Raw genomic sequence first — 24,814 nt, 5'->3', positions numbered from 1 at the left:
ACCAGCTAGACATGAAGATGGCCGACATACTTTCTTACAGTGTAGGCTTCCAACCCCTCGATGCCGCCTTCGCGGCCCCAGCCGCTGTCGCCGATTCCTCCGAATGGCGTTTCTGGGATCGTCACCACCATCTGGTTGATGCCGATGACGCCCACCTCCAGCTCGCCTGCGATCCGATTGGCAATAGCGGCGGAACGGGTGAAGGCATATCCGGCCAGACCGTATGGCAAGGCGTTCGCCCGTGCGATGCCCTGCTCTACGTCATCAACAGGTTGTATCAGTGCAAGCGGGCCGAATGGCTCCTCGCTCATGGCCCTCGCCTGGTCGGGCATGTCAGCCAGGATGGTAGGCTTGTACATTAGGCCCGTCGCCTTCAGCCGCTCGCCTCCGACTACAAGGCGCGCCGAATGCGATAAGGCGTCGGAAATCAGGTTATCCATGGCAGCGACGCGGCGAGTGTTTGCGACAGGCCCCACCGTGGTGCCCTTTTGTAGGCCATCCCCTACAACCTGCTTCTCCACGAACACGCGAGCGTGTTCGATGTACTCTTCGTACACGGAGTGCTCCACGAAGAAACGTGTCGGCGAGGTGCAAACTTGGCCAGTGTTACGTAGCTTGATGGCCATGGAAAGCTCCGCCGCTCGCTGAACGTCAGCGTCTTTCGCGACAATCACGGGCGCATGGCCGCCCAGCTCCATGGTGGCGAGCGTCAACGTCTCTCCTGCCAACCGAGCGAGATGACGTCCAACCGGGGTCGATCCGGTGAAGGAAATCTTGCGGATCACTGGCGAGCGAATGAGGTACTCAGAGACGTCTGCCGGTACGCCGAAGACCACGTTCAGCACGCCTTTGGGTAATCCTGCATCGGTGAGCGCCCGTGCGATTTCGAGCGTGGTGCCGGGCGTTTCCTCAGCCGGCTTGATGATGCAGGTGCAACCAGCGGCAAGAGCGGGCGCGATTTTGCGGGCCGGCGTTACCGCCGGGAAGTTCCACGGCGTGAAGCAAGCGACGGGGCCGACCGGCTCCTGTGTGACTGTCTGGCGCATATCCGGCAGACGCGCCGGAATAACACGCCCATAGGTGCGCCGGCCCTCTTCGGCGAACCAGTCAAAAAACTCTGCCGCAGCGGCGATCTCGCCTTTCGCCTCCGCCAGGGTCTTACCTTCCTCCAAGGTTAGCACGGTTGCGATGTGCTCCACCCGCTCCCGCATGAGATCAGCGGCGCGGCGCAAGATCTGGCCACGTTCGTAAGCCGAAGTACGCTTCCACCCCTCAAAGGCCCGGCTTGCCGCCGCGAGTGCGCGGTCAAGCTCGGCCTTTCCGGCGTGCGGCAGCGTGCCGAGAGGCTGTTCGGTCGCAGGATTGAGTACGATCTCGCTCCCAGCATTGGTCTCCTCGATCCATTCGCCGTCGATGAGGAGTGCAAGTTTGGTATACATCTTTTATTCCTTGAATGAGGTGAATTGGGCTCAGATGCTAGTAGCCAAGCCCGACTGCATGGACCTTGCGTCGATGCAGGTATGAAACGAGTCGTTACGTCGGTCGCGCCACGCAATTCTTGATTTGCAGCCGCTAGTTATCTGCACATCCGAAAATCCACCTCTTCCGTCGTCGGCGCCGCCATAAACCCTCGACCTCTCCTGCGATCAGATAGGACCGCATGTCGACTCTCCTTAAGCGTTGGCCCAGCGAGCAAGTCCGGACTCGGCGATGATCTTCGCGATGGCCGCTTTCTGCTCGGCTGCCAACGGCAGCAAGGGCAGACGCGGGCCACCGGCGTCGCGGCCAAGCTGGCTCATGGTCTCTTTGATCGCGGCGTAATAGGCGCCGGACTGGAAGCAACGGTAGAAGGCGAAGACGTCCCGGCCGAGGGCATCCAACGCTTTATCGCCAGTGAGCGCCTTGTCCCAGTAGTCCCGGATCAACGGACCGGCGATTTGGTGGGCCATGGCGACGACGCCATGGGCGCCAACGGCGCGGGCGGGAACGATCATGGTTTCGTAGCCGACAAAAACACGAATTCTATTGCCCACGCGCTGCACAAGCTCAGCTACCTGAGTAATAAGGCCGGAGCTGTCCTTGATGGCGACCACAGTTGGCAACAAAGAGAGCTGCTCTACAAGAGCCGGCGTGATGTCAACGCCCGCACGGCGGGGGCTGTTGTAGAGCATCAGCGGCAGCGAGGTGTTCCGGGAGATGTGCTCGAAGAAAGCGACGATCTCACGGGGGCTCGGCATAGCGTAAATGGGTGGAAGGATCATGCCGCCTGCGCAGCCCGCAGCGACCGCTGACTGACACGCTTCCAGTACGTCTTCTACACGCAAGTCGGCGACGCCTGCCAGTACTGGCACGCGCTTGGCCACATGATCAACCGTCAACTTGTAGAGCCGCGCGCGCTCGGCCGTCGTAAGTGCATAAAACTCGCCAGTGCTGCCAGCCGCGACGATGCCCTGTGCGCCATTGGTAATGGCTTCGTCGATGAGCGCCTTGTATCTGGACTCATTGATGGAGCCATCGGCTCCGAACGGAGTGACGAGAACAGGGAAAATACCGCTCCAGTTTGTACCAGTCATGATCTGTTATCCTTAGTTGGGAGATGTGAATGAAGCTGCGGCGGGTTGCCCAGCGAGAGGGCCGAGCAGACGAGCCTGTTCTGTGAAACGTCCTACAAAAGCGGCGAGCCGCGGATTGGCGGCTGACAGCAGGAGCTCACGGGGAGCACCGCTGGCAGCAACGACTCCTTCGTCCATGAAGACAACGCGATCGGCCAATTCATAGGCGAAGCCGATCTCGTGGGTAACGATGACCATGGTCATTCCCTCGCTGGCGAGCTGGCGGATAGCGGCGAGCACTTCGCCTACTAACTCCGGGTCCAGCGCCGAGGTCGGTTCGTCGAAAAGCATTATGGTGGGCTGCATAGCGAGTGCCCTGGCGATGGCGACGCGCTGCTGCTGGCCGCCGGACAATTGCGAAGGGTATTTATGCCCGGCGTCGGGAAGACCCATACGGGTGAGGAGTTCGCGTGCTCGAGCCTCCGCTTCGGCACGCGGCACTTTCTTCACTACCAGTGGAGCTTCGATAATATTCTCGAGCGCGGTGCGGTGGGGGAACAAGTTGAAGCTCTGGAACACCATGCCTGTCTTGATGCGCACGGCGCTGACCTGCCTGCCGGAGAGCTTCAGCCGCTCGTCACCCGTGCTGCGGAATAGGGGCGCCCCCTCGATGACGATCTCGCCCTGATCGGGCTCCATCAACAGATTCATGCAGCGCAACAGCGAGGTTTTGCCTGAACCGCTCGCACCAATCAGGCAGACCACCTCTCCGCGATGGACATCGAGATCGACGCCGCGCAGTACATGGTTCTTCCCGTAAGACTTCTCGATGCCACGCACGCTCAGTACGACTTCGGTGGATGTTGCGGTCATCACGCGGCCTCCTTGCGTTCGAACCGGCGCGAAAGAGCGCTAAGGGGAAACAGCATGAGGATGAAGACGGCCCCGATGACGGTGTAGACCTCCATCGGCCGGTAGGTGAAACTGGCAATGTAGCCGGCCTGATAGAGCAGATCAGGAATAGTCAGAACTGAGAGAAGGGTCGTGTTTTTGAGCTGCATGATAGTCTGCCCCATTAGCGGCGGCACCATGCGGCGCAGTGCCTGCGGCAAGATGATCCGCTTCATGCGTTGGAAGTACCCCATGCCCAACGCAACGGCGGCATCAGTCTGGCCGCGGTCGATAGACTGGACTCCGGCGCGCAGGATCTCGGCATAAAAGCCGCTGGCATAGAACCCGAGGCCTAGGATACCCGCCGTTTCCTTGCCAATCTGGATCTGAAGGAAGATTGGCAACGCATAATAGGTCCACATCAGCAACACCAGCAGCGGGATGTTGCGGAAGAATTCGACCCAGATACGGCCGGTCCAGCGCAAGAATGGCCACGGGGTGAGCTGAAGCAGCGCCACAAACAGACCGATCGCGAGTCCGATAGCGCAGGTGTAAATCGTGTACTTCAGAGTGACCAGCAATCCGTAGGCAAGGATGTCCCAATTCGCCAAGACGATGGACGGATCGAATTTCATGGTGCTCTCCGTCAGGTGGGAAGGAAGCCTGCGGGCAGCGGGTCGTCCGCTTCCAGCACAAGGGTGGAGAATGCGCTGATATGAGCCATGCCTCGCACCTCCGGAATCACGGCGGGTTTACCGTCACTAGCCTTAGCCAAGCTCGCCACTTTAGCTTCGAAGGGAACGCCGAGGATGTTCTCTGCACGGTATGAGGCGCCTATTTCCAACTGCCCGCGGGCGTGGAGTTGGGCCAGCCGAGCGGAAGTACCTGTGCCACAGGGCGAACGGTCGAACTTGTTGGCGGCCAGAATGACCAGATGGCGCGCACCACCCTCAATGGAACGATGAAATAGCACGCTATCGACCTGGGGCGCTTCGCTGCGACCATTAAGCGCGTGCTTGATGGACATGCCCGAGCGGCACCACCCGGTCGCATGGTCGATGTCGAAGGGAAGATCGACTTGGTCAGCGTCGACAAGCGCGTATATGATACCGCTATAAGCGATGTCGCAAGTCACTCTGCCGACGCCCGCGATGTCCGAAACAACGTCGGAGGCAAGCACGAAGGAGGGAACGTTCCGCAACAGGACAGACGTCAGCCGACCGGCCTCAAACGTACCGGTCACGTGGATGATCCCCGCCGGTGTCTCGATGGACATGCCGTTTTGCTCGAAGCCCTGCGGGAGAGCTCCCATAGCAGCGAGACTGGCGATGTAGCCGATCGTGGCGTGACCGCACATGTCGGCGTAAACGTAAGAGAAGATGAAGAACAGCCCTTGGTCCGCCTTGCGCGAGGGCACGGGCACCGCCGCCGCCATGGCGGCATGCCCGCGCGGCTCATGGAGCAGTAGTGCTCTCAAGCCGTCATGGGTGTTGCGGAAATCGTCCCGCTGCTCGCGCACACTCTGCCCGCGCAGCGGAGGGATCCCCGCGATGACCGTGCGGGTAGGATGTCCTGCGGTGTGGCTGTCGACGACAGTGAACAGACGGCTCGTACGCATGACGTCAGCAATACTTGCCGGACTGAGGAACGACTTTCATGTCGATGCCGCGGTCGAGCATGTAGCGAGTGATGCGCGAGCAGGCGAGGCCGAGAGAATTCTGCTGCGACATCCAGTTGGCCAAGAAGTTGGAGAATCCCTCGTTGCCAGCTTCGCGGCGGATGCCGATCGTCGCAGGATTGCGCAGGACCGGGGTAGGTACCACGGCCTTGCCGACACCTTTGGAGTCGAGGAGCGCGGCATCCTGGTCAGCGACGATGATTGCGTCGATCTTGCCTGACTGCAGTTCCAGCACCGCTTGGTCGCGCGTGGGGACCACGACGATGGTGGAGTTGGGGATCACGGACTCGGCGATCACCTGCATCGTGCCGCCCTTCTGCACGGCGACACGCACTTCCTTCTTGTCCATCTCACGCCAAGTCTTGGGCGCGAAGCCAGGACGCGCGACAAGCGCCCAAACGCCATCGACAATGGCGCCTGGCACATAGTCAATGACAAGGCCGCGACGAGGGTTGGGATTCAAGGCCACAGCGAGGTCAATCTTGCCAGCCTGGAAGTCGGCCGCGAGGTTGCCCCAGGTAGTCTCGTAATACTCCATCTGAACGCCGAGCAGGCCGGCAATATCCTTGCCCCAGTCGACGAAGAACCCGCTCCATTCGCCGGTGCGCGGGTCCTTGATGTAGCCGGGCTCCTCCGCGACCATGACTGGAAACTTCAACTTGCCGCTCGACTTGATGCGGCCAAGTACCAGAGAGGGGTCTTCGGCCCAAGCTGGCACGGATGCCGGCCCGATCAGAGTGGCCACACTTATGGTGACAGCCACGATCGCACTTACCCATCGGTTCATTGAAATCTCCCTGCTCGTTATTGATTTATGTCATTTTCATATTGCACTATATCATTTGCGCGAGATGATGCAATAGCAAACTTTGCACAAGTGATCCTTTCAATGCAGAAGAAAGTGCACCAGGGGCGGGTTGCGGAGGCGCGCGAGGCGGTCGGCGCTTACGACACTCTAGGCGCCGCTGATACCCTGCGGCCTGATCCATCGGGCGGACCAGCGGACGCGCGCATAATCGCTCGGGAGTGCAACGCCGGCCGTTCGCCCCTCCCCGACAGTCAATACCGTCACGGTCGGAGATGGCTCGCCCGCTTACCGAAAGCAAACTTAGCTACCGATGCACTTGTTCGCGAACGCGAGCTATGCCGCTGACTGTCCCGCCGATGTTTTTCGCCTATCCAATCAGTCTATGTATCGCGTGGTTGTGCGGCCTCATGAGCGCACCATGTTGCTTTACTCTACGTTGCGCTGCGGATCGGTCGCCTCGAAGTTTCGTAATGCCGACGATCCGACGAAGGTGATGGCTACGACTGTCAACGGACGCCGAAAATTCCGAGAGCAACGCGCCGTGACGGCCTTGCGATACGAGCTTAATGAGAACTGGATCGCAATGGTGTGGTCCCGTATTTGTTTGCAGCGCACTACGTTCTGTGTTGAGTTCGATAGCCAAATCCGGCCCAGCAACAGATGATGGAGATACCTTCCATGGCTGCATCGGGCGCCTGGAGGTTGCGGAAGCAGCCATAGGAGCAGTCCGCCCGCTCAGCGAGTGCGGCAGCAGCTGTGTGCAAAGCCTCTATAAAAGGCTGCTCCATTGGATAGTAATCCTTTGCATGATCTTCCGGCCAAACCGAATTGAGGGCGATTACCACATTGTCCTTGGGATAGATGAAGATTCTTTGGCCGGCGTGGCCAATGGCCGCGAAGTGATCCTTGTAGGTCCACCAATTGTAGCCATAGCCCACCGCGCCCAGAAACCCGAAGCCGTCGCTAGCTGACAAGATAAGTTGAGCTTCAGTCGCTTGCGCCAGCCAATCCCGCGGCAGCACTTGGATGTCGCCCGCTTTGCCGCCCTCCAACACGAATTGGCCGATGCGCGCGAAATCGCGCAATGTCGTGAGAAGGGTGCCACCACCGCGTTCGATGCCAGCCGCGTCAGTCACCCAATATGCCTCTTTTTCCATGCCGTAGGGCTGCCAAATTTTTACCGAGAGATACTCGGCCAACGATCTGCCAACGGCTCTGGAGACCAATATCCCGGCGAGATCGCTATCGGCGGAGGAATAACTGAACTTGGTGCCCGGTTCATTTGCTCGTGGTAGACGACTCATGAAAGCGACAGTCGGATTGACGCCATTTACGAAGGGTTCCTTCCACTGCTGATCGAGGAGTGTTTCGTCCCACTTCACGCCCGAGGTCATGGTGGCAAGTTGGCTGATTGTAACCCCCTCATAGGCACTCCCTTTGAGCTCGGGAATGTAGTCAGTGACTAGCGAACCCATGTCTTTGATGTAACCATCCTGGATCGCTGCGCCGATTAAGAGCGCGGTGACAGACTTTGTGGTGGACTGGCCATCCCAGTGGTCCTTTGCCGTGCGCCCGACGCCATAGCGCTCATAGAGTATCTTGGCGTCTTTGAGTACAATGACGCCCGAGACGCGTGTCGCTTCCATGTAGCGATCCACGTCCATAGGCTGGCCATGCCAGGTCCAGTGAGGTGAGATCTGATGCACTACTAGCGGCAAGTGACGCACATTGGACCCATCGCCCACTCCCACCATACGGGTTGGCTCGATCTGCATCCGCTTCATGTAACCGACGATCTGCTGCTCGGGGGTCCAGTGATAGGCTACGCCTCGAGGCGGTAAGGGCTCCACGCCAGTCGCCTTGGAGCGCTCATCCGCGCGAGCCGCCAAGCAGGCCGGCCCGAACAGCGCGGCCGCAGCGATGACACCAGAACCGATCGAGATTATCCCCAGGCTCATTGACAACCCCTCGATTGAACTATGTCAACCTAGTAATTGACCCATTAATGGGACGACGCAAGATTAAACCTGCGCTGCCTATCGCAGCCGATAAGGCGCGTTTGAAATTCGGGGCGCGCGACCCGCCACGAGGTCGGAGATGATCGCCGCAGTCATAGGGGCCCCACTGATCCCCATGTGGCCATGGCCAGTGGCGAACAGGACACTGGCGTGCCTTGGATGGGGACCGATGATCGGGAGGCTGTCTGGCGTTGAGGGCCTTACGCCCATCCAGTCAGTGACTTGGGCGATGGATATGTCCGGCAGCATAGCGCGGGCATATGCTTGCAGCTTTTTGCTTTGCTTTGGGTCACGCGGCGCATTGGGTACGTCGAATTCGGCGATACCTACGATTCGCAGCCCTTCGTCGAGTGGCGTGGCAACGAAGGCAGAGGCTGCATCGGTCACGGGTCGGCTGATGACACCGGAAATACCGGGCATGGTAATGTGATAGCCACGCTCACTGGCCATCGACAGGGAAATTCCGAGGGAGCGCGCCAGATCGCGGCTGGCGATACCCGCCGCGATAATCGTTATGTCGCAGTGATGGTGCCCGCTGCTGGTCTGCAGCGTTACACCTTCCGTGCTGGGCTCTATAGATTGGACCCGCGCGGCCCGCACTGAAACGCCAAATGTGGCGGCTCGATTCATCACCCCCTCCACCAGCGAGGGAGGCGAAATTACATGGCCGCTGCCTGGAAAGAATATTCCGCGCTTGTATTCTTGGGACAAGGCCGGCTCTAACTCGTGCAGCTGCTCGGCGTTGATGCTCTCAAAGGCGACGCCATGCTTTCTCCGCAGACTGTCCACAAGCATATCGAGGGCGGTTGGTGATAGATCGCGCCACACATGGAGAGCACCGCTGGGCCGGAATAACCGTTTCCAGTCAGAGTCGCCGAGCATATCGCGATAGAGGGTAGCACAGGGCTGGTTCAGAGCGTGCAAGGCCGTATACGCCGCCTCCCAAGACTCCAGCCGTCCGGTGCGCAGGAAACGAACGAGCCATGGGAGGGTGCGGGGCAGCTCACGCGGGGCGAGGCGCACTGGGCCGTTAGCGTCAGCGAACCAGCGAAGCGCACGCCACATGACACCAGGATGAGCCATGGGAAAAGCCGATCCCGCATTGTATTGGGCTCCGTTGCCCCAAGAGCAGCCATGGCCTATGCGGCCTTCCTCGATCACGGTGACGCGGTGCCCTTCCCGCGCCAGCATGAGCGCGCAGCTTACGCCAACTATGCCCCCGCCAACTATGGCAACCGTGCGAGCTTCAGCCATTCGACATCTCCTGTTCGCCGCGACCGAGACCCGCGGCGCCTCGACCATCACCGAGATGCGGGCCAATTTTCATGGTAAACTCTCTCTGCGGAGAATTGACCTAGTTCACTCTTCGATATCCCACAGATTGACCCAATACAAACACACCTAATTCTGGGATTCAATGGCGATTTGTTTAGGCGCTGTCATCTCGGTTTGATGTTATCGCGATTACGGCCGACGCCGTCGCTTGCAGCGGCAACCACGAGGCGGAGCGCGACCTGACGAGCTGTCCCACTCGACGGCCGTCACGTGCTCGAGGCCTCACGGTTCTGGGCCGGTGAAGCCCAAGCAAATTGCGGCCGATAGCCCACAATCCTGCAAGTGACAGCAGAGTTGCGAATTGCCGTCCCTATCGCAGCGATCGCAACAGCGATGCAACCCAGTCCTACTGTCGTTTCAGGGCTCGACTGAAGGAGGCGCTGAAGCAGCGGCACGCAAGAAAACACTGGTCACAGACAACTCACCAGAAGGCTTCGACCACGCCACTGGAATTTCGAGGTCTTCGCTCGGCGACGGCCGCGCCCCAACATTGAAGCCTCCAGCCAGCGGCAGACACTGACCATCAGGCAGTCGCTGGCATCGGTTGCCCTGGCGAGACGAAGAAAAGGTTGGACATACGCGGATCAGTCTGCCGACCGGGCCATTAATGGGCGCGATGCGAGAGCCCCGCTTGTCAAACGGGGCGACGCGGGCCATGCGGCGATCAAGGAAATTCGGCTCGAAAGGAATTGGGAAAAGGCAGCGAGTTTCAGTGCGCGACATCGTCGTATGTCTCATAGCCCGATCCGAAGACCAGTCCTGTTCACCAGTCTAGACATCAACCGTGAAACCTAAGTCGATCTCTGATGCGGGATAGCCACCTCTGAGTCCCCAGTTCTCCGCCGGCACTTCAAGCAGGATGATCTTGATTTCGGTCGCCGGAACCCCGAGCAGGGAGAGATTCGTCACGAGTCCCTTATAGAGCGCGCGTTTCGCTTCAAGTGATCGGCCCGAGAACATCATCACCTCAATACGAGTGTAGTGCTCCGAAAGACCAGTCGGGACGATCCGGGCGGCGGCATCGCTGATGTCCAAGACTACATCACGGTCGTATTCAGGTATCTTCAGCGCAGAGAGGAGCGCTGATTGGACGGCTTTGATGATCTCTTGCTCACTTCCACGAGCCCAGCCGCCCGTCGTGATCCGTGTACTTGGCATTCGGGGATTTCCTTGAGAGAATTGGCCTCAAATGTTGCAGCCTGAAGCAAGGGAGGCTGGTATCCGACGCTCAGAGCGCCGTTCTTAACAACGGCGCTTCGTTACTTTCAAAATGTTGGCGGGGAGCACGCACTCACGACTTCGCATGGCTCTCCTCCGATGCATCTAAATCGATGCGGCAGACGGCTCGAGAAATAGTATGCATCGCCAGGGCCAAGTACGCGCCGTTGATCTTCAACAGTGATCTCCAGGCGCCCCTTGATGATAATACCACCTTCTTCACCGGCGTGAGTGAGCCTAACCTTTCCTGTATCGGATCCGGGCGTGTATGTTTCCTTCAGGATCTGAATTGAACGACCAACCATATTGTTTCCAATCTGAAGGTAAGAAATTCCGCCTTTGCCGATTTCCGTGAGCTCTTTGTTTCTGAAGAAGATCTGCTCCCCGCCTGCGTCTGTCAGCGAGAAGAAATCAGCCACGCTGATCGGAATCGCGTCCAATATGCGTTTCAGTGCTCCCACCGATGGATTAGTCTGCCCGGATTCAATCAAGGAGATGGTTGAGTTCACCACGCCGGCCCTTTTTGCAAGCGCGCGCTGTGAGAGCCGATTGTGCTGTCTGACCTGACGGAGGCGAGCACCGATTTCGTCGTTGAGACAACCATTCATGCTACCTGCGCCACGGCATTAGGTTAACTGTACGAGTTCAGAAACAAGATTTGGCAGTCACATCTCAAGCAGCCCGAGTTGTGGCGCCGCAATTTCTTTGGGCCGGCGCGGAAGCGAGCCTAGTGTTTGCGACGCCATCAACTGAGCATAGCTAGCTTTAAAGCCGAAAATCTTTAATCGCGATCCAGTTTTGCAGAAATTCGGCGATCATAGGGCGGTCTCCTTGCAATCACGCGAGCATTGTGAAAACGCTTGCGTAGCTTCCCACTGGCGAAATCCTATGTGTTTCGCTAGTTCGTGAGGCTAACGTTCGATTGGCGCCGCCAATTTTCTTCCCATGGTCCACCTAGCCTCGTTGCGGCTGTGGCTGCGCGCCTATGACTCGACGGCCTAGATCGCCGGCACTCGATCAAACCAAGGTTGCGCGGTCTCCAATTGTGCGGCCAGAGCTAACAATGTCGCCTCCTCCCCGTAACGGCCCGCGAAATGCACACCGATCGGCAAGCCACGTTCCGTCCAATGCAAGGGTACCGCCATCGCCGGGGTCCCGGCAGCATTGTGTAGAGGTGTGACGCCCATGTACTCGATCGTCCGATCAGCATGCAGTTCAACGTCTCCACTCATATCGAAGTATCCGAGTTTTTTGGGGGGGCCGCAGGTTGCAGACAAAACCACATCATATCTCGCGAGGAAATCTGCCAGCTTCCGGCCGGCCGCATGAGCCACCGCTATGGCTTCGACATAGTCGACCGCGGTGATACTGAGCCCGCGCTGGTAAGCCGCCCATGTGACGGGCTCCATATCATCGGGACTTGGCTCTCGACCGAGAGCTTTCCAGCGAGCGTTGCAAACGCGTGCAATGTTCGCGGCCGAGATTCTGCGATTCATGGGGTAGAGCTCGGCGAGGTCGATTTTGGGGCTGTCTTCCTCGATCGCATGTCCTAAATCGGCGCAAAGCTTTGCAGCGTTTTCAACGGCTTTATAGCACTCGGGATCAAGCTTGGCGTCTCGATGATCTTTTAGCATGAGCGCGATCTTGAGTTTGGGCGCTCTTCGCTTTGTGGCGCTCAGGAAGCTGCCCTGGAGCACCGGTACAGTGTAGGGATCGCCAGGCTCAGAGCCTGCTGTGCAATCGAGTATAAGGGCAGAGTCGCGCACGCTTCGGCTAATCACGTGGATCGTCGAGAGCCCACCCCAGCCTTCGCCAGCGTCTGGCGCCATTGAGACGCGCCCTCGCGAGGGCTTGAGGCCGAAAAGGCCGCAGTGTGCCGCCGGCATCCGAATAGAGCCGCCGCCGTCTGTCGCGTGCGCAACAGGCAGAATCCCCGCTGAAACTGCCGCCGCCGCTCCACCAGAGGACCCGCCCGGAGAAAACTCAAGGTTCCAAGGATTGCGGCAAGGTCCATACAGACGCGGTTCGGTGCTGGGATTAATCCCGAACTCGGGTGTGGAGCTACGCCCCATGATGACTAACCCGGCTTGCTTGCAGCGCTTTACATATGCCGAATCATGATCAGCAACAAAATCTTTGAATAACCCACTAGAGATTGTCGCCGGTTCGCCGTTCTGGAACGTGCCTAGGCCTAAGTCCTTGATCAGATACGGTACCCCGTTCAGCGGAGCTTCGGCAGGCGCTGCGCTAAGAGCTTTGCGCGCTTGCTCATATTGCTTGTGCACGATCGCATTGATGAGCGGGTTGACCTGCTCGGCTCGGTCAATCGCGGCATCCAGCACTTCCTCCGCACTGATCTTTCGCTTCCTAACGAGCTCCGCTAAACCAATCGCGTCATATCGACGGTATTCCTCAAACTTCATGGTTCGAATATCCTCTCTTAACTGCAGTGTCGCACTTGTTTGAAACTCCATTTGTAGATGTATTGGGGATCGAAATTGAACACAAAGTGGCTCTGCACCTGGCGAGTGCGGCGCGGTCTGGCCAGACCCCCTCCTGGTATCCTTTGAGCTGCGCGCAAAGGCGGCCACGCGAAGCCTCCTCAACCCTGCGCCACGCCCCAAATCTCGAGGCTCGTTTCCTGAGTGTGCAGCGCGGGAGTCGGCACGACCGTCACGGGTGGAAGCGCCCCAGGTATGCAATCGGCGAGCGTCTTTAGGAAGGCGGCCGTCTCGGCCTCGCTTCCGGTCGAGGTGAAGTAGCAGACCAACAGCTTCAGATCTGCAAGCGTGCGGCCAAACGGACGTAGCAGGTCCTCGAGCAGGCTCGTGACGACGGCGGTCTGGGGCGTGAGTTGGCCCTCCGCGACGCGGAGGCCAGAGTTGACGTAGGGACGGCAGGCGCACTGGCCACCCAGCCACACTACGTCGCGCAGCCTGATGGCTTGTCGATAGGGCAAAGGAATCGGCCAATCCCAAACGCGCTCAGGCCAATGGTCCTCGCGCGGAATGTATTTGTCGAACCCGCTCCGCAGCGTGCGCATGCCCATGAGTTCGATTTTGATCAGGGCTCCCTTCGGATTGAGGCGGTGACAAGGCACTACGGTCCCTACCGGTCCTGGGTCGCGGAAGTGGCTCGCCCGCGCCTTGGCCAGCGGCATCCAATCTGCGCGCGTGGTACCGAAGTAATAGCCTTCCATCTTGATGCTGTCCTGCGTAGAAGCACCGAGGCCAGCCAGCGTCTCCTCGTGCCGCTCCATGATGAAGTGTGTCTGACCCACACCGTCGTCCGGATGGTGCACTGCACCATCGGCGCCCTCCGCCGTGCGGTTGGCCACCGCGATGAACTCGCCAGCGCGCAGACCTGCGGTGACGGTGCGGTCACCGAATAGTGCCTGTTTGGGATGCGGCACACGGCGCGGCACCACACGTAAGTCGGCGTGCTTGCGCCAACCACGCTGGGCGATGGCCTGGATCTGGATCTTCTGACCGCTAAACGGCTGGAATGGGTCTGGCACGGTGCTGATTACAGGCATGGGGTCCTTCCCGAAGAACCGAGCTAGCGCTGCAATGACGTCCCAGTCGTCGCGATCCGCGGTGAAATGCGCCTTCAGCCGCACTATGTCGTCAAGCGTGCAGTTTTCAATGTCGAGCGCGTCTTTTACGTTCGCCATCGCACCTTGGATCTGCTTGTCGAGATCGCCTGGATTGCGAATTCGCCCCGCTGCATCCAAGTCGCCCGCGCCGCCGACGAAGCTCAACGCGCCTGCGCTGGCGCACAGAAGGTGCGTCTTTGCAATTGGCAGATTCCAAATGACTGGCGCTGTCATCTTCACATAATCCTCCACAATGTCGCCATCCGATATTCGTGTAGCAAGGCTAGGCTCGCCTCACGCAGACTTGCACGAAGGTTATCGTCGCCCTCATACTTGAAAAGACGTTTTCTTAGATCCTGTAACCTGTTGATTTGTATGGGCCATGTTTTATAGATCGAACATCGTACTCATTTAGCTCACGCTTTGGCGCAAGACCTTGCGACCAATTGCGAACTTCCGGACAAGGCTCCGCGGGGAACAGAACAGTCGATCACTGATGAACTTGATACGACCGCGGCTGGACACTGCGCTTGCCGTTTTGTCGGCTCGAGCAGAGTGAACTTAACCCGTTGGCCGCGCAGCCTTGGCGAAACGGATTGCGGCTGTCGACGCCTCAATAATGAAACAGCGGTAACCCACTCGCGGCGCGGATTTCGAGGATGACCTTTGGATAGCGCAAGATGCGCTCGAATATCCAGCGAGGTTGGAGCGTACAGTTCGGCGGCCTCAATCGCCCCGGTGCAGCGACCGCGTTGATGACTGAACATTCATCAACGGTCCCATCCTGCCTATTGTGTCCGCGCTTGCAGCTTCTGCTGCTACCAAGAATTCGCATCGTCCTGAATGCCCACATGGGCGAGATCCGCTGTTATCCGGGCAGCTGAGGCTGCTGCCATCACCGGGACACCTAGATGAAAGCAGAACCTGCGCAATCGTAGCAGGGAATCGTAGTCTGGCGTAGAAGACGAAAGCCACGAAGTTAGCCCGGCACAGACCTCACAGTTCCACTGTCATCCGCTTCCAGGGTACCACGCTCAGCCGGCGGAAAAGCTGCCTGAACAAGCGTCGGGCCGCTCCCGTTTGACCCTCGACCAAAACGCGTACCCTTCCCTCCCGGCCTCCGCGTCAAACGGCAAACCTACCTACCGCCGTGAACTGCATCAACACGTTGTACGCCTTCCGTTGCTCCGATGGCTGCATGGGCCGCCTTGCAGTGAGGGTAACCCGCACGCAGGGCCACCGCCCCGCTAGCGATCGCAAGCTGGCGCTGCAGCCTCGCTGACTGACCGCTGATCTGGTTCAGAGCCTCGCCAGAAGATTGACCGATACAACGAGTGGGCACGCTGGGTTGCCTTGTCGAGACCCGTTCTCTCCAGCTTTCCTGGGAAGTCGCACTTGTGTGAGATTAAAGAGAGGCGCACGGAGAGAGTCCCTTCCAGCACGAGGCTGACAGCTTGCGACTTGATCCGCTAAGCCGCTTGCATTCCGCTCAGGAAGCTCTCCAGTTCGTGCCTCAGCTGAGAGCTTTCCTCGGATAGCCGTTCGGCAGACGCCAGCACCTACACCGAAGGCCTTCCGGTCTCATTCGCACCCTCGGTAACTTCGCAAGCCTTGGCCGGTCTCTCAGTGGTTCTGGCCGCCGCGCCCTGTACATTGAATGCGATGCTTTTGCTCGTTGCTTCTTGCTCTTCAACCGCGCTGACCACAGTTCTGGCGATCTGGGAGATCCGACCGATAAGCGCGGCGATTTCACCAACTGCGCCGACCGACTCAGTTGTCGCTGCCTGTATACCACCGATCTGCCCCTTGATCTCAACGGTCGCGTGCGCGGCTTGCTTCGCAAGACCTTTGACTTTTTGAGTGACAATCGCAAACCCTTTGTCGAAATCGCCGGCGCGCGGCTTCAATCGTGGCATTGAGCGCGAGCAAATTAATTTGCCGTGCGATTGCGGCAGTAAGCTCGACTACGTTGCCGATCCGCTCAGACGCTACTGCCAAACTTGTCATGTGCCGCTCGCGGAGTTCGACTTTGCGAACTGCCTCGCCTGCCATATTGGCCCGTTTGTTCAACTTGCCGCCGATATTCGCGATAGTCGCTGCCATTTCGTCAGTCGCTATTGCAACACGCTAATCCTTACTGGAAGCTTCTTCCGATGATGAGGCGACCTCGACCGAAAGTCGCCGGCTCAGATCAGCAGTGCTGGTGAGACTTCGCGCTGATGCTTCAAGCTCGCAAGAAGCGACCGAGACCCTGTAGATAGTCTTGCCGACGGCCGCTTCGAATTGGTTGCCCAATCGCGCGATATCGGCCTTGCGCTGCTCTCCGGCGGCACGATCCTGTTCAGCCTTGGCATCGAGCTCGGCCCGAGATTTTTGACTGGCTTTCAGCTTGAACATTTCGGCCGCTTCGGCCATTTCGCCAAGCTCATCTTTTCAGCCAACTCCCGGCAGAACCACTTCAAAGCGACCTTCGCCGCACATGGCCGCTGTCATCGAAGCGCCCATCTTGGAGATGCGTTGGCCAACGACTAGGGCGAGCAAGCCGAGGAGGATCGTCGTTGTTCCGATAATCCAAATGAGTTTGTGCCGAATCTCCTCAGCTCGCGTTTCCGTCGCGTGCGAACGTGCGTCTGCAACAGCGATGATTTTCAAGATCATCGGGTGAATCCGGTCGTAAATCTGCCCCAAGATCTTCGATTTCCTTTGAGAGAGCGCCTGGTGTCCGCAATCGACAGGAAACTCGATTTGTAGGCGCGGATCAGCTCAAGCACATGGGATCTGACGTCTGGAACTAGGTTGGCCTGAGCGAGCGCAGTTTCGAATTCGCCCGCTAGGTCTACCAGAGAGTCGCTATCTCTGTCCCCCCCGCGCAGGATGAAGTCCTTCTCTAAACGACGCATCAGCAGCATTAAAATCGTGAGGCGCGGCTCGTTCACTTCCGCTAGCCGTTGCTCAAGCGTATGCACGGCCTTGCGCGATTTGCCTTGAAGTGCGTCATCTTCATTGAAGCCGAGGTCACGTTGGGCATCCGCCGCAAAGCGGCACAACTCAAGCTTCACGCTCACTGAGCGCGTCACTACGAGTATGACTCAATATTCCACTTCAACGATTCGGGATTTTTTTCGCAGGACCGAAAGAACCGATAGACAGATTTGTCTGATATCTGAGGGCCACCTTCGTGCGAAGCGGCAGGTGGTTACGATAAGGAAGGTTGGTGCAGAGAACGTGAGAGACCCTTCCTCTCCATATGCCTCCGAACTCATGCGCTGGTGCAGCGGCTTAACATAAGACTGCTACGTGTATTCGGCTGTGTTTGAACACGCAAGCAACGGCTGCCTTCATCACGCGCGCGGCGCGCAGCCTACGCCGGCTCCTCGCGAAAGATGCGGTCCGCTCTATGAGGCTCACGCAGCAGTGGCTATGACTGGTTCTATGTACCGGTCAGGGTCTCTATTTCCGACGCTTCGTCAGGCGAGCGGCTCAGCTCGCGGCGTCCGGAAGCACGTTTTGCCCCCGTGGCCTCGGCCGCCAGCCGGACACGTACAGGGCAACTAGCCAGAGCACGGGCAATAGTATCAGCAGCGATGCCACAGCCGCGATAGTCGGGTCGATCTGGTTGCGTATGTTCTCCCACATTTTCAGCGGCAAGGTACGGATCGAGAACCCACTGACGAGAGATGTTTTGACGACCTCATCAAAGGAGTGGATGAACGCGAATAGAGCCCCGCCGATGACACCAGGTCGGATCAACGGCAACGTCACCCTCCTGAAGGTCTGGAGAGGCCCAGCCCGCATGCTCTTCGCCGCTTGCTCGAGCCGACGGTCAAAATTCGCCAGAGTAGCCGAAACGATCACCACCACATAGGCAATGCCGCCGATGCTGTGTGTCAGGACAATGCCGCTCTTCGTGCCGATCAGTCCGAGGTTGAGCAGCCCAAAATAGGCAGCAATGCCGACAACGATGCTGGGAAAAGTGATTGGCGCGAGTAAAATCAGAGTGAGAAAGCTGCGAAGCCGCGGATAGGTGCGGTTAAGTCCGTATGCCGCTAGCGTCCCGACGATGGTCGACAGGACGGCGACCGCCGCTCCGATCTGGATGCTCATCCAGGCTGCGCCGGTCCAGGAAGGATCGCCGAAGAAGGACCTGTACCATTTCAGCGAAAGGTTAGAGGGCGGGAACTCCAGAAACTCCCCGCCACTGAACGACATGATGATGACTACAACACTCGGAAACAACAAGTAGAACATAACGAGCAGAATGAACAACGTACCGAGGATCGTCCACCAGCCGCTGCTGCCGCCCGGCTGGTAGAGCTTAGCCGTCCAGCGCTTCGCCCGATACGGACTCGCAAGCTCACTAAGATACCGTGTCAAAGTACGGAATGAAGGCAGACCTCTGCTCCAGGATTTTCGCGCTAGCCGCGTCCCGTGGGTATTCGTATCAGCAAGGTCGAGTCCAAGAACAGAGAGCACCACCGTGGCGATACCAAGGAGGATAAACGCCGAGGCCGCGGTTTGCGCCATATTGAAGGAGCTCGCCACTTGCGCGGCGATGAAGGTCGAAAGCATGGCGTCCCGTAACCCGCCGAGGGCTGCGGGCGTGATGTAAAAACCGAGGCAAAACACGAAGACGAGCAACAAGCCGCTGCGCAGTCCGGGCAGGCTGAGCGGGAGGAACACACGCCAGAAGGCGGCAAAGGGGCGCGCGCCCATGCTGCTAGCAGACGCCACTAACGATTTGTCGATGCCCATCATGACGCTGACCAACGGCAGAATCATCACCGGCAGCATAATATGGACCATGCCGATGTAGACAGCCATTCGGCTGTAAATGAGTGCCAGCGGGCTAGAGATCAATCCGAGCCAGAGCAGCAGGTTATTAATCAATCCGCTGTCGCCGAGTATCACTATCCACGCATAGGTGCGCACCAAAAGGCTGGTCAGATAGGGGATGATAACGAGCACGAGCAGAACCATACGCACGCGCTTCGAAGCGGCCGTGATCAGATAGGCCATAGGATAGCCGACGATCACGCAAATGGCCGTCGCTACTACGCTGACCTGAATGGTTTGGAATAGTACGCGCACGTTTGCCGGCTGACGCAAAAACGCCTGGTAGTTGCCGAGCGAGAAGGCCGGCGCATTTATGCTGGCCAGGAAGAGCAGAACGATCGGTAAGCCGAAAACAACTAGCAGGATCGTGAAGGCTGGCACCGTGAGTCCGATAGGCATTCGCCCGAGTTTCTGAAGCGTTTGCATCATCTGCCTTGAACCTCTCAGCGCCTCACGCAGCAACGAAGCGGATATCGGAGCGTAACCATTCGAGCCGCACTTCGTCGCCGGGTCGGAAGATCTCCTGTCCCGAAGCAACATGCTCGCGCACCATGAGCAAGCTATTCCCAACGCGCACACGGTATTTGCGCAAAGGACCGGCGTAGATCATGTCGTCTACCGTGCCGGTGACGGATTGGCGCTGGTCAGCATCCGCGCGTTTCGTTTTGTCGGCAGGAAACAGGCAGATGCGTTCCGGTCGGATCATGGCGAGGGTGCCAAGCGGCTGAGATGCAGCGGATTCGACGTCAAAACCGGGATTTTCGAGAATGTTGGCTTCGCCGAGAAAATTGGCCACAAACCGGCTTGCTGGTCGATCATAGAGGGCTTCCGGCGTGTCAGTCTGCTCGATCCGCCCTTCTCGCATGACGACGATGCGATCCGACAGCGTGAGTGCCTCCTCCTGATCGTGCGTAACGCAGACGGTGGTGATGCCAAACTCTTTGTGCAGGCTCTTGATCTCGCCCTGCATCTGTTCGCGAAGATTGCGATCAAGCGCCCCGAGCGGCTCGTCAAGCAGGAGGATCGGCGGATCGGCGATCAGCGCGCGGGCAAGCGCAACGCGTTGCTGCTGGCCACCACTTAGCTGCGATGGCATGCGCTCACAGAGACCGCTGAGGTGCACGCGCTCGAGGATGCGATCGACCCGCGTTGTCCTCTCGGCTGCCTTGACGCCGCGCATTTCTAGCGGAAACTCGAGATTTCGTCGCACCGTGAGGTGTGGAAAAAGCGCATAGCTTTGGAAGACGATGCCTTGGTCGCGCCGGTATGAAGGCACTGCGGCAACGGATTTTCCGGCAATTAGAATATCGCCATTGGTTGGTGCCTCGAAGCCGGCGAGCAGCATCAGTGTGGTGGTCTTGCCCGAGCCGCTCGGACCAAGAACGGTCAGGAATTCACCGCGATGAACCACCAGCGAAAGATCCCTGACCGCCGCAACGGGGCCGTACATCTTTGTGACGCGGTGAAATTCGATTTGCGTCGCCGGAACCAAGCTCTTCTCCAATGCTACATCCCGGGCAATTGAGAGTGGATTTCTGACATGCACAGTTTGCAAATTGTGCTCCAAAGTAATCTGATTGTATATCTAACCGGACTGGCGCGCCCGACGTGCGGACCAGGCGCGCTGTCCGACTTACTGGCTGATGAATAGTGATTATATCAGAGCAAAACCCACTCGTTCCAGCGCTGACGGAGCTGCTCGGCGTTGGTCAGGCCACCCGCGCCAACCTCACCGTACCACTTCGCATTCCAAGGAAGGCTGATCGCCATGTAGTCTGGATGGCTGGCTAGATTGCGCGCTACCTTCTCGGGGATTAGCTTGAAGGCATTACGGTTAGTTGGGCCGTAGTTGAGCAGCTGGGCGAAGACGGCCTGGCGGTCGGCGCGGGTGGCGAATTCAATGAACTTCTGCGCGTTGGCGGCATTCGGACTACCCTTTGGGATCGCCCAGTAGTCCCATCTCAGCTTCGCCTGATTTCGATTGATCTCGAGCGGCGCGCCCTGATTGATCAACTGGCTAGCCCGGCCATCAAAAGCATTCACAAGGTCGGCCGTCTTGTCGTGCATTATTTGCTGGATCTCGGACCCAACAGTCCACCATTTGCGGATATGCGGCTTTATCTTATCCAAGCTCTTGAAAATGCGGTCAATGTCCATGGGATAGATCGCGTTCATAGGAACGCCATCCGCCAGCAGGGATTCCTCCCAAGGGCCCTCAACGCCACGCTGGCCGGTCGGCAGCACGCGGACGCCAGGAAACCTGTTCACGTCCCAGAACTCGGCCCAAGACTTGGGCCGCGGCTTGCCGGCCGGAAACTTCTCCGTGTTGTAGACCATCACGTTCGCATACATGAGCGATCCGACGGCGAACGGTTCTTTGGCGAAGTCAACGATGCCATCGAGCTCGTCCTTTTTGTAGATGGAGTAATCAATCTGTTCAAGCTGACCTCTAGGGCCTGCGATGGCAACCGACGGCGCGCCTAGGTTGATCACGTCGAGGGTCACGTTTTTTGTGGTCACCATTAGCTCAAGCTGCGCTATCGTCGAATCATCGGTGATTGGATTCACCTTGATCCCCGTTTCGGCTTGAAACGGTTTCACATACGCTTCGATGTTCGCCTTCCCCCATTCGCCTCCGCCGACGGATACCCGAAGCTCGTTCGAGGACGCCCAAGCACGACTGGTGACAGAATTTAGCGTCCCCAGCATGAGGACGGACGAACCCGCCTGCATGAGGCGCCTACGATTGATCAAAAAACTCATGTTTCCCTCTCCAGCGTTTCATTCTGCTATCCGCGTCTCTTTCCCGTGACGGTCTTTTCTTTGCTTTGGAATAGAGTATTCGGGTCATCGAGGTCGATTCTCCCAAAGTAACAGCGAAACCAGCCGGAATCCTGCGCCTCATTAGGAAGAATGCAAGCTTTTCTGCGGTGACGCGTCCCTGTCGACCTGAACAAGACTCAAGAGGGGTCAGGCTCACGGACACCTGCACGAGCGGTAAGTACCGCATTCAACTAGGCGTAGACCACGACATCTGCATCGCCGAAGTTGCGCTTGGCGAAATAACCTCGAGCTGAACTCCCTGAAAGCTAAACGCGGCAAGCGTAACCGTAGAGCCGTCCAATCGGCCTTCCCGAGACCGGTGCCTATTGCGGTCACTTCTTGAAGAAGGGACGCCTCAGACCAGCCTCCAGACCGCTATCACGCTCTGCAGGCTGGCCCTCATGTGTCGAAATTAGACTTCGAATACTTGCCGTGGCAGTTTGGAAAAGGTTTCTGCTCCCGTGTCGGTAACGCGCAATGTTTCGCTGATCACATAACCGAAGTCCTCATCGATCCAATTGCCGAGCATCAGATGGAAAGTCATGTTTGGCTGCAGGACAGTCCGATCACCTTCCCGAAAGCTGGCCGTTGGCTCTGTCCAGTCGATTCCGATGGCGTAGCCGCACCGGGATTCTTTCTCAAAACCATGCTTTTTTAGAGTGCGGTTAAACGCCGTCGCGACATCGCTACAGGTCGCACCAGGTTTGACGGCAACGAGCGCGGCTTCCAATCCGGCAACTTCACCTTCGTGGAGTCGACGCAGGCGATCTGAGGGCTTACCAATCGAGACTGTCCTCATCAGAGCCGAGATATAGCCATGACGCACGCCGCCAAATTCGAGATTGATCTGTGAACCTTGGCGGAAACTATCTTCGCTCCATCGGATGTGGGCGGTGGCCGAACGCGGTGAGGCACACAGAAAAAAGGCGGACAGATCCGTGCCGGGCTTGCCATTCGCGCCGCGCACTAGTGTCGCGATGATTTCCGCGGCCGCATCGGCTTCTCTCACACCCGGACGGATTACCTCCTTTGCTCGCAACATACCAGCATCTGCAATTGCAGCGGATTCGCGCATCACGGCAATTTCGAGGGCGGACTTAATGCCCCGAATCCAGTGGATTGCATTTCCGAAATCAACCACCGTGGCTTTCGGCATCCTCGTCTTGAACTTGTCGACAGCTTGAGCCGAAATGAACTTGGCCTCAAGACCCACGCCGGCGTCGGCAAGGCGCTTGTCATGCAAGAGATCGATCACCGCATCAAAGCCGTCCAGGTCGGGATGGGCGATAAAATGTTCCGGATAGCCAATAACCCGAGTACTGTCGATGAACATTTGATGCATCGCCGCCGGCGCATCCATACGTCGCGTAATGAACGTCGGCTCCTCCTCCTGCAGGCTAAGGATCAGGCCTTGCGGCACATAAGCAGATTTGCTGGTGTAGCCAGAAAGATAGGTGATGTTGGCGGGACTCGTGACGATCAGCGCCTCGATCTCGCGTCGTTCCATTTCCGCCTTAACTGCGGATAGTCTCCGTAGATATTCAGCCCGTGGAAAAGCCAGCGGTGCTTTTGGCATTGCCATTGTGCGTATCTCCTTCTGTATATTCTGCCGTAGTAGCGCCGAACGGAAGCAGTCGCAGGCGGCGATCGATCGTTTGCGGTGCGCGATCCGTTCTACCCGAGACAGGCGCGATGCGCGCCCGCTGATCAAGATGTCAAAAACCCGCCCAGACTAGCGTATCACGCGCGGTAGAGGGTCGGAGGCGTCTTGCTGAGTATCTCCGCTCCGCGCTCGGTCACTAGGACGCTCTGGCTACAACCCGACAGGTAGTCGCCCGCGCCGATGAGAATTATTGGCATGTGAAGGGTCATCCCAGCCTTAATGACGTCGCCCGCGCCTGGCTCCAGGCTCAGATTGCCGCGCTCGCTCCAGGGGGAGCCGATCTGATATCCTACCCGATGGTTCAAGCCCTGCGGACGAACGGACCGCTCGACCACCTTGCGTCCGGCGGTGTCCACGTCTCCCGCTGTCACGCCCGGCTTAATGGCTGCGATAGCGGCCGCAAGGGCTTCCTCGGCCACAGCGTGGAGCGTTTCGGCCTCGGCGTGGCGCCCAAGCACGGCGCTCCGGACCAGCCCTGCCGTGTATCCGTTCTTCGCCCCGCCGAGCTCGACCATCGCGGGCTCGTCGTTTCCAATGGGATGGCGCGTCAGCTTCGTGTGTGGCAGCTTCGTGCGCTCGCCGAAGCCAATGGAAACCAACCTGGGGTCATCCCCCCCTGTTCTCCTGACCTCAGCGAGGATCGCCGCGGCCATTTCCACTTCGGTGATTCCTTCTCGAAGCGAATTCTGGAACGCCCGCACTGCAACATCGGTCATGGCCATCGCCTCGCGGAAGATCTTGATCTCCAGCTCATTTTTTACGGCCATGACAGAGGAGACCAAACGAGAGGCATCGGTAACCTTCATCTCCGGAAGCAGCGACTGGAGTGCGGTCACATCGGCGTACGCAAGGTTCCAGCAGCCGAGTTCGAAGCCGACTCGCTTGCTCGCTAGCCCGTACCGTCTGAGCACATCGGCGCAAACCTTCGCAAAGTCCGTCTGCTCGGTATATCCGATGATTTCCTCGATACAGCTTTCCGCGCGAACGCCAACCAACTCGAATTCACGGACCACATAGGTAGGCGCTCGGCCCGGAACGAGGATCAATGGAAACGGCATGAAGTACCCACCCATCCCATCGTATCCCGTGAGATATCGTAGATGGCCGTGGGCAGTAACCAGGAGGGCGTCGAGTTGGGAACGCTGCACAACTTCCAGCACGTTTCGTTGCCGGCGTTCGTACTCTGACTTTGCAAATGGCGGATGAGTAAACGGAATTGGCTTGAAAGTTCTGGTCATTGATTAGCTCCTTTTCGTTTTCCCTGTTTCGTTGTTATTCGGCCAGTCGGTCGGACACCTTGCTATCTGTTGGCGACCTCGACCCGGCCAGGGCCGGAATTCAGTTGAAGTTCGCGCATCATGTCGTCTCCGTTCTCCTTCAGCCCGGGGGGACTGCTGAAC

Annotated in this window: 22 protein-coding genes; all 22 read right to left on the bottom strand. The window is 58.4% G+C overall.

Features of this window, described 5'->3' with window-relative positions:
• Positions 1-5: 5 nt before the first annotated feature.
• The gene (locus BRA1253DRAFT_RS29450) at positions 6-1,439 is read right to left on the bottom strand and encodes an NAD-dependent succinate-semialdehyde dehydrogenase (protein WP_007600423.1); all 1,434 of its coding nucleotides are present in this window, start codon (positions 1,437-1,439) and stop codon (positions 6-8) included.
• 234 nt (positions 1,440-1,673) lie between these two features.
• Positions 1,674-2,573, bottom strand: a complete 900-nt coding sequence (locus BRA1253DRAFT_RS29445) for a dihydrodipicolinate synthase family protein (RefSeq protein WP_007600422.1) — start codon at positions 2,571-2,573, stop codon at positions 1,674-1,676.
• A 12-nt stretch (positions 2,574-2,585) separates the two neighbouring features.
• Positions 2,586-3,425, bottom strand: a complete 840-nt coding sequence (locus BRA1253DRAFT_RS29440; protein WP_007600421.1) for an amino acid ABC transporter ATP-binding protein — start codon at positions 3,423-3,425, stop codon at positions 2,586-2,588.
• Positions 3,425-4,078 carry an amino acid ABC transporter permease gene (locus tag BRA1253DRAFT_RS29435; protein WP_007600420.1) on the bottom strand — a complete coding sequence of 218 codons (654 nt, stop codon included), beginning with the start codon at positions 4,076-4,078 and terminating at the stop codon, positions 3,425-3,427. The genes BRA1253DRAFT_RS29440 and BRA1253DRAFT_RS29435 overlap by 1 nt, the downstream gene beginning before the upstream one ends.
• An 11-nt stretch (positions 4,079-4,089) precedes the next feature.
• On the bottom strand, positions 4,090-5,061 hold the full coding sequence (locus BRA1253DRAFT_RS29430; protein ID WP_007600419.1) for a proline racemase family protein: 972 nt from the start codon (positions 5,059-5,061) through the stop codon (positions 4,090-4,092).
• A 4-nt stretch (positions 5,062-5,065) separates the two neighbouring features.
• A complete protein-coding gene (locus BRA1253DRAFT_RS29425; RefSeq protein WP_007600418.1) occupies positions 5,066-5,908 on the bottom strand; it encodes a transporter substrate-binding domain-containing protein in 843 nt (280 codons plus the stop codon).
• A 635-nt stretch (positions 5,909-6,543) separates the two neighbouring features.
• Positions 6,544-7,887: a serine hydrolase gene (locus BRA1253DRAFT_RS40570; protein WP_007600417.1), complete on the bottom strand. Its 1,344-nt coding sequence runs from the start codon at positions 7,885-7,887 to the stop codon at positions 6,544-6,546.
• Between the two features lie 78 nt (positions 7,888-7,965).
• Positions 7,966-9,201 carry an FAD-binding oxidoreductase gene (locus BRA1253DRAFT_RS29415; protein ID WP_007600416.1) on the bottom strand — a complete coding sequence of 412 codons (1,236 nt, stop codon included), beginning with the start codon at positions 9,199-9,201 and terminating at the stop codon, positions 7,966-7,968.
• Between the two features lie 852 nt (positions 9,202-10,053).
• Positions 10,054-10,440, bottom strand: a complete 387-nt coding sequence (locus BRA1253DRAFT_RS29410) for a tautomerase family protein (protein WP_007600415.1) — start codon at positions 10,438-10,440, stop codon at positions 10,054-10,056.
• Positions 10,441-10,547: 107 nt separating this feature from the next.
• Positions 10,548-11,108 (bottom strand): cupin domain-containing protein, encoded by a 561-nt coding sequence (locus tag BRA1253DRAFT_RS29405; RefSeq protein ID WP_007600414.1) that lies wholly within the window; start codon positions 11,106-11,108, stop codon positions 10,548-10,550.
• Positions 11,109-11,498: 390 nt separating this feature from the next.
• A complete protein-coding gene (locus BRA1253DRAFT_RS29400) occupies positions 11,499-12,923 on the bottom strand; it encodes an amidase (RefSeq protein ID WP_007600413.1) in 1,425 nt (474 codons plus the stop codon).
• Between the two features lie 179 nt (positions 12,924-13,102).
• Positions 13,103-14,329 (bottom strand): RidA family protein, encoded by a 1,227-nt coding sequence (locus BRA1253DRAFT_RS29395; RefSeq protein ID WP_007600412.1) that lies wholly within the window; start codon positions 14,327-14,329, stop codon positions 13,103-13,105.
• Positions 14,330-15,654: 1,325 nt separating this feature from the next.
• Entirely contained in the window at positions 15,655-16,002 is a 348-nt protein-coding gene (locus tag BRA1253DRAFT_RS44630; RefSeq protein ID WP_051058470.1) for a hypothetical protein, read from the bottom strand.
• Positions 15,908-16,102, bottom strand: a complete 195-nt coding sequence (locus tag BRA1253DRAFT_RS46320; protein ID WP_371261376.1) for a hypothetical protein — start codon at positions 16,100-16,102, stop codon at positions 15,908-15,910. Before BRA1253DRAFT_RS46320 ends, BRA1253DRAFT_RS44630 begins: the two co-directional genes overlap by 95 nt.
• Before the next feature lie 120 nt (positions 16,103-16,222).
• Positions 16,223-16,510, bottom strand: coding sequence for a hypothetical protein (locus BRA1253DRAFT_RS40560; protein WP_051058469.1), 288 nt, complete (start codon positions 16,508-16,510; stop codon positions 16,223-16,225).
• 18 nt (positions 16,511-16,528) lie between these two features.
• Entirely contained in the window at positions 16,529-16,753 is a 225-nt protein-coding gene (locus BRA1253DRAFT_RS40555) for a hypothetical protein (RefSeq protein WP_051058468.1), read from the bottom strand.
• The gene (locus BRA1253DRAFT_RS29385) at positions 16,750-17,160 is read right to left on the bottom strand and encodes a hypothetical protein (protein ID WP_035994185.1); all 411 of its coding nucleotides are present in this window, start codon (positions 17,158-17,160) and stop codon (positions 16,750-16,752) included. The genes BRA1253DRAFT_RS40555 and BRA1253DRAFT_RS29385 overlap by 4 nt, the downstream gene beginning before the upstream one ends.
• A gap of 415 nt (positions 17,161-17,575) precedes the next feature.
• Entirely contained in the window at positions 17,576-19,357 is a 1,782-nt protein-coding gene (locus BRA1253DRAFT_RS29380; RefSeq protein ID WP_007600409.1) for an ABC transporter permease subunit, read from the bottom strand.
• A gap of 22 nt (positions 19,358-19,379) precedes the next feature.
• The gene (locus BRA1253DRAFT_RS29375; protein ID WP_371261375.1) at positions 19,380-20,378 is read right to left on the bottom strand and encodes an ABC transporter ATP-binding protein; all 999 of its coding nucleotides are present in this window, start codon (positions 20,376-20,378) and stop codon (positions 19,380-19,382) included.
• 209 nt (positions 20,379-20,587) lie between these two features.
• Entirely contained in the window at positions 20,588-21,691 is a 1,104-nt protein-coding gene (locus BRA1253DRAFT_RS29370; RefSeq protein WP_007600405.1) for an ABC transporter substrate-binding protein, read from the bottom strand.
• Between the two features lie 472 nt (positions 21,692-22,163).
• Entirely contained in the window at positions 22,164-23,333 is a 1,170-nt protein-coding gene (locus tag BRA1253DRAFT_RS29365) for a Xaa-Pro peptidase family protein (protein WP_007600403.1), read from the bottom strand.
• 158 nt (positions 23,334-23,491) lie between these two features.
• Positions 23,492-24,652: a Xaa-Pro peptidase family protein gene (locus tag BRA1253DRAFT_RS29360; RefSeq protein WP_007600402.1), complete on the bottom strand. Its 1,161-nt coding sequence runs from the start codon at positions 24,650-24,652 to the stop codon at positions 23,492-23,494.
• Positions 24,653-24,814 lie beyond the last annotated feature (162 nt).

Origin of the sequence: Bradyrhizobium sp. WSM1253 (assembly GCF_000244935.1) — a bacterium.
Taxonomy (GTDB): domain Bacteria; phylum Pseudomonadota; class Alphaproteobacteria; order Rhizobiales; family Xanthobacteraceae; genus Bradyrhizobium; species Bradyrhizobium canariense.
The sequence above is the reverse complement of the archived record's forward strand: the minus strand, read 5'-3'. Positions and strand labels throughout refer to the sequence as shown.

Excerpts from the sequence above, each read along its gene's own strand:
- BRA1253DRAFT_RS46320 (WP_371261376.1), bottom strand. The coding sequence starts at position 16,102 with ATGACAAGTTTGGCAGTAGCGTCTGAGCGGATCGGCAACGTAGTCGAG.
- BRA1253DRAFT_RS29395 (WP_007600412.1), bottom strand. The coding sequence starts at position 14,329 with ATGACAGCGCCAGTCATTTGGAATCTGCCAATTGCAAAGACGCACCTT.
- BRA1253DRAFT_RS29405 (WP_007600414.1), bottom strand. The coding sequence starts at position 11,108 with ATGAATGGTTGTCTCAACGACGAAATCGGTGCTCGCCTCCGTCAGGTC.
- BRA1253DRAFT_RS29365 (WP_007600403.1), bottom strand. The coding sequence starts at position 23,333 with ATGGCAATGCCAAAAGCACCGCTGGCTTTTCCACGGGCTGAATATCTA.
- BRA1253DRAFT_RS29360 (WP_007600402.1), bottom strand. The coding sequence starts at position 24,652 with ATGACCAGAACTTTCAAGCCAATTCCGTTTACTCATCCGCCATTTGCA.
- BRA1253DRAFT_RS40555 (WP_051058468.1), bottom strand. The coding sequence starts at position 16,753 with ATGATCTTGAAAATCATCGCTGTTGCAGACGCACGTTCGCACGCGACG.
- BRA1253DRAFT_RS29445 (WP_007600422.1), bottom strand. The coding sequence starts at position 2,573 with ATGACTGGTACAAACTGGAGCGGTATTTTCCCTGTTCTCGTCACTCCG.
- BRA1253DRAFT_RS29410 (WP_007600415.1), bottom strand. The coding sequence starts at position 10,440 with ATGCCAAGTACACGGATCACGACGGGCGGCTGGGCTCGTGGAAGTGAG.
- BRA1253DRAFT_RS29425 (WP_007600418.1), bottom strand. The coding sequence starts at position 5,908 with ATGAACCGATGGGTAAGTGCGATCGTGGCTGTCACCATAAGTGTGGCC.
- BRA1253DRAFT_RS40560 (WP_051058469.1), bottom strand. The coding sequence starts at position 16,510 with ATGGCCGAAGCGGCCGAAATGTTCAAGCTGAAAGCCAGTCAAAAATCT.
- BRA1253DRAFT_RS29435 (WP_007600420.1), bottom strand. The coding sequence starts at position 4,078 with ATGAAATTCGATCCGTCCATCGTCTTGGCGAATTGGGACATCCTTGCC.
- BRA1253DRAFT_RS29375 (WP_371261375.1), bottom strand. The coding sequence starts at position 20,378 with ATGTACGGCCCCGTTGCGGCGGTCAGGGATCTTTCGCTGGTGGTTCAT.
- BRA1253DRAFT_RS29440 (WP_007600421.1), bottom strand. The coding sequence starts at position 3,425 with ATGACCGCAACATCCACCGAAGTCGTACTGAGCGTGCGTGGCATCGAG.
- BRA1253DRAFT_RS40570 (WP_007600417.1), bottom strand. The coding sequence starts at position 7,887 with ATGAGCCTGGGGATAATCTCGATCGGTTCTGGTGTCATCGCTGCGGCC.
- BRA1253DRAFT_RS29380 (WP_007600409.1), bottom strand. The coding sequence starts at position 19,357 with ATGATGCAAACGCTTCAGAAACTCGGGCGAATGCCTATCGGACTCACG.
- BRA1253DRAFT_RS29450 (WP_007600423.1), bottom strand. The coding sequence starts at position 1,439 with ATGTATACCAAACTTGCACTCCTCATCGACGGCGAATGGATCGAGGAG.
- BRA1253DRAFT_RS29400 (WP_007600413.1), bottom strand. The coding sequence starts at position 12,923 with ATGAAGTTTGAGGAATACCGTCGATATGACGCGATTGGTTTAGCGGAG.
- BRA1253DRAFT_RS29415 (WP_007600416.1), bottom strand. The coding sequence starts at position 9,201 with ATGGCTGAAGCTCGCACGGTTGCCATAGTTGGCGGGGGCATAGTTGGC.
- BRA1253DRAFT_RS29430 (WP_007600419.1), bottom strand. The coding sequence starts at position 5,061 with ATGCGTACGAGCCGTCTGTTCACTGTCGTCGACAGCCACACCGCAGGA.
- BRA1253DRAFT_RS29370 (WP_007600405.1), bottom strand. The coding sequence starts at position 21,691 with ATGAGTTTTTTGATCAATCGTAGGCGCCTCATGCAGGCGGGTTCGTCC.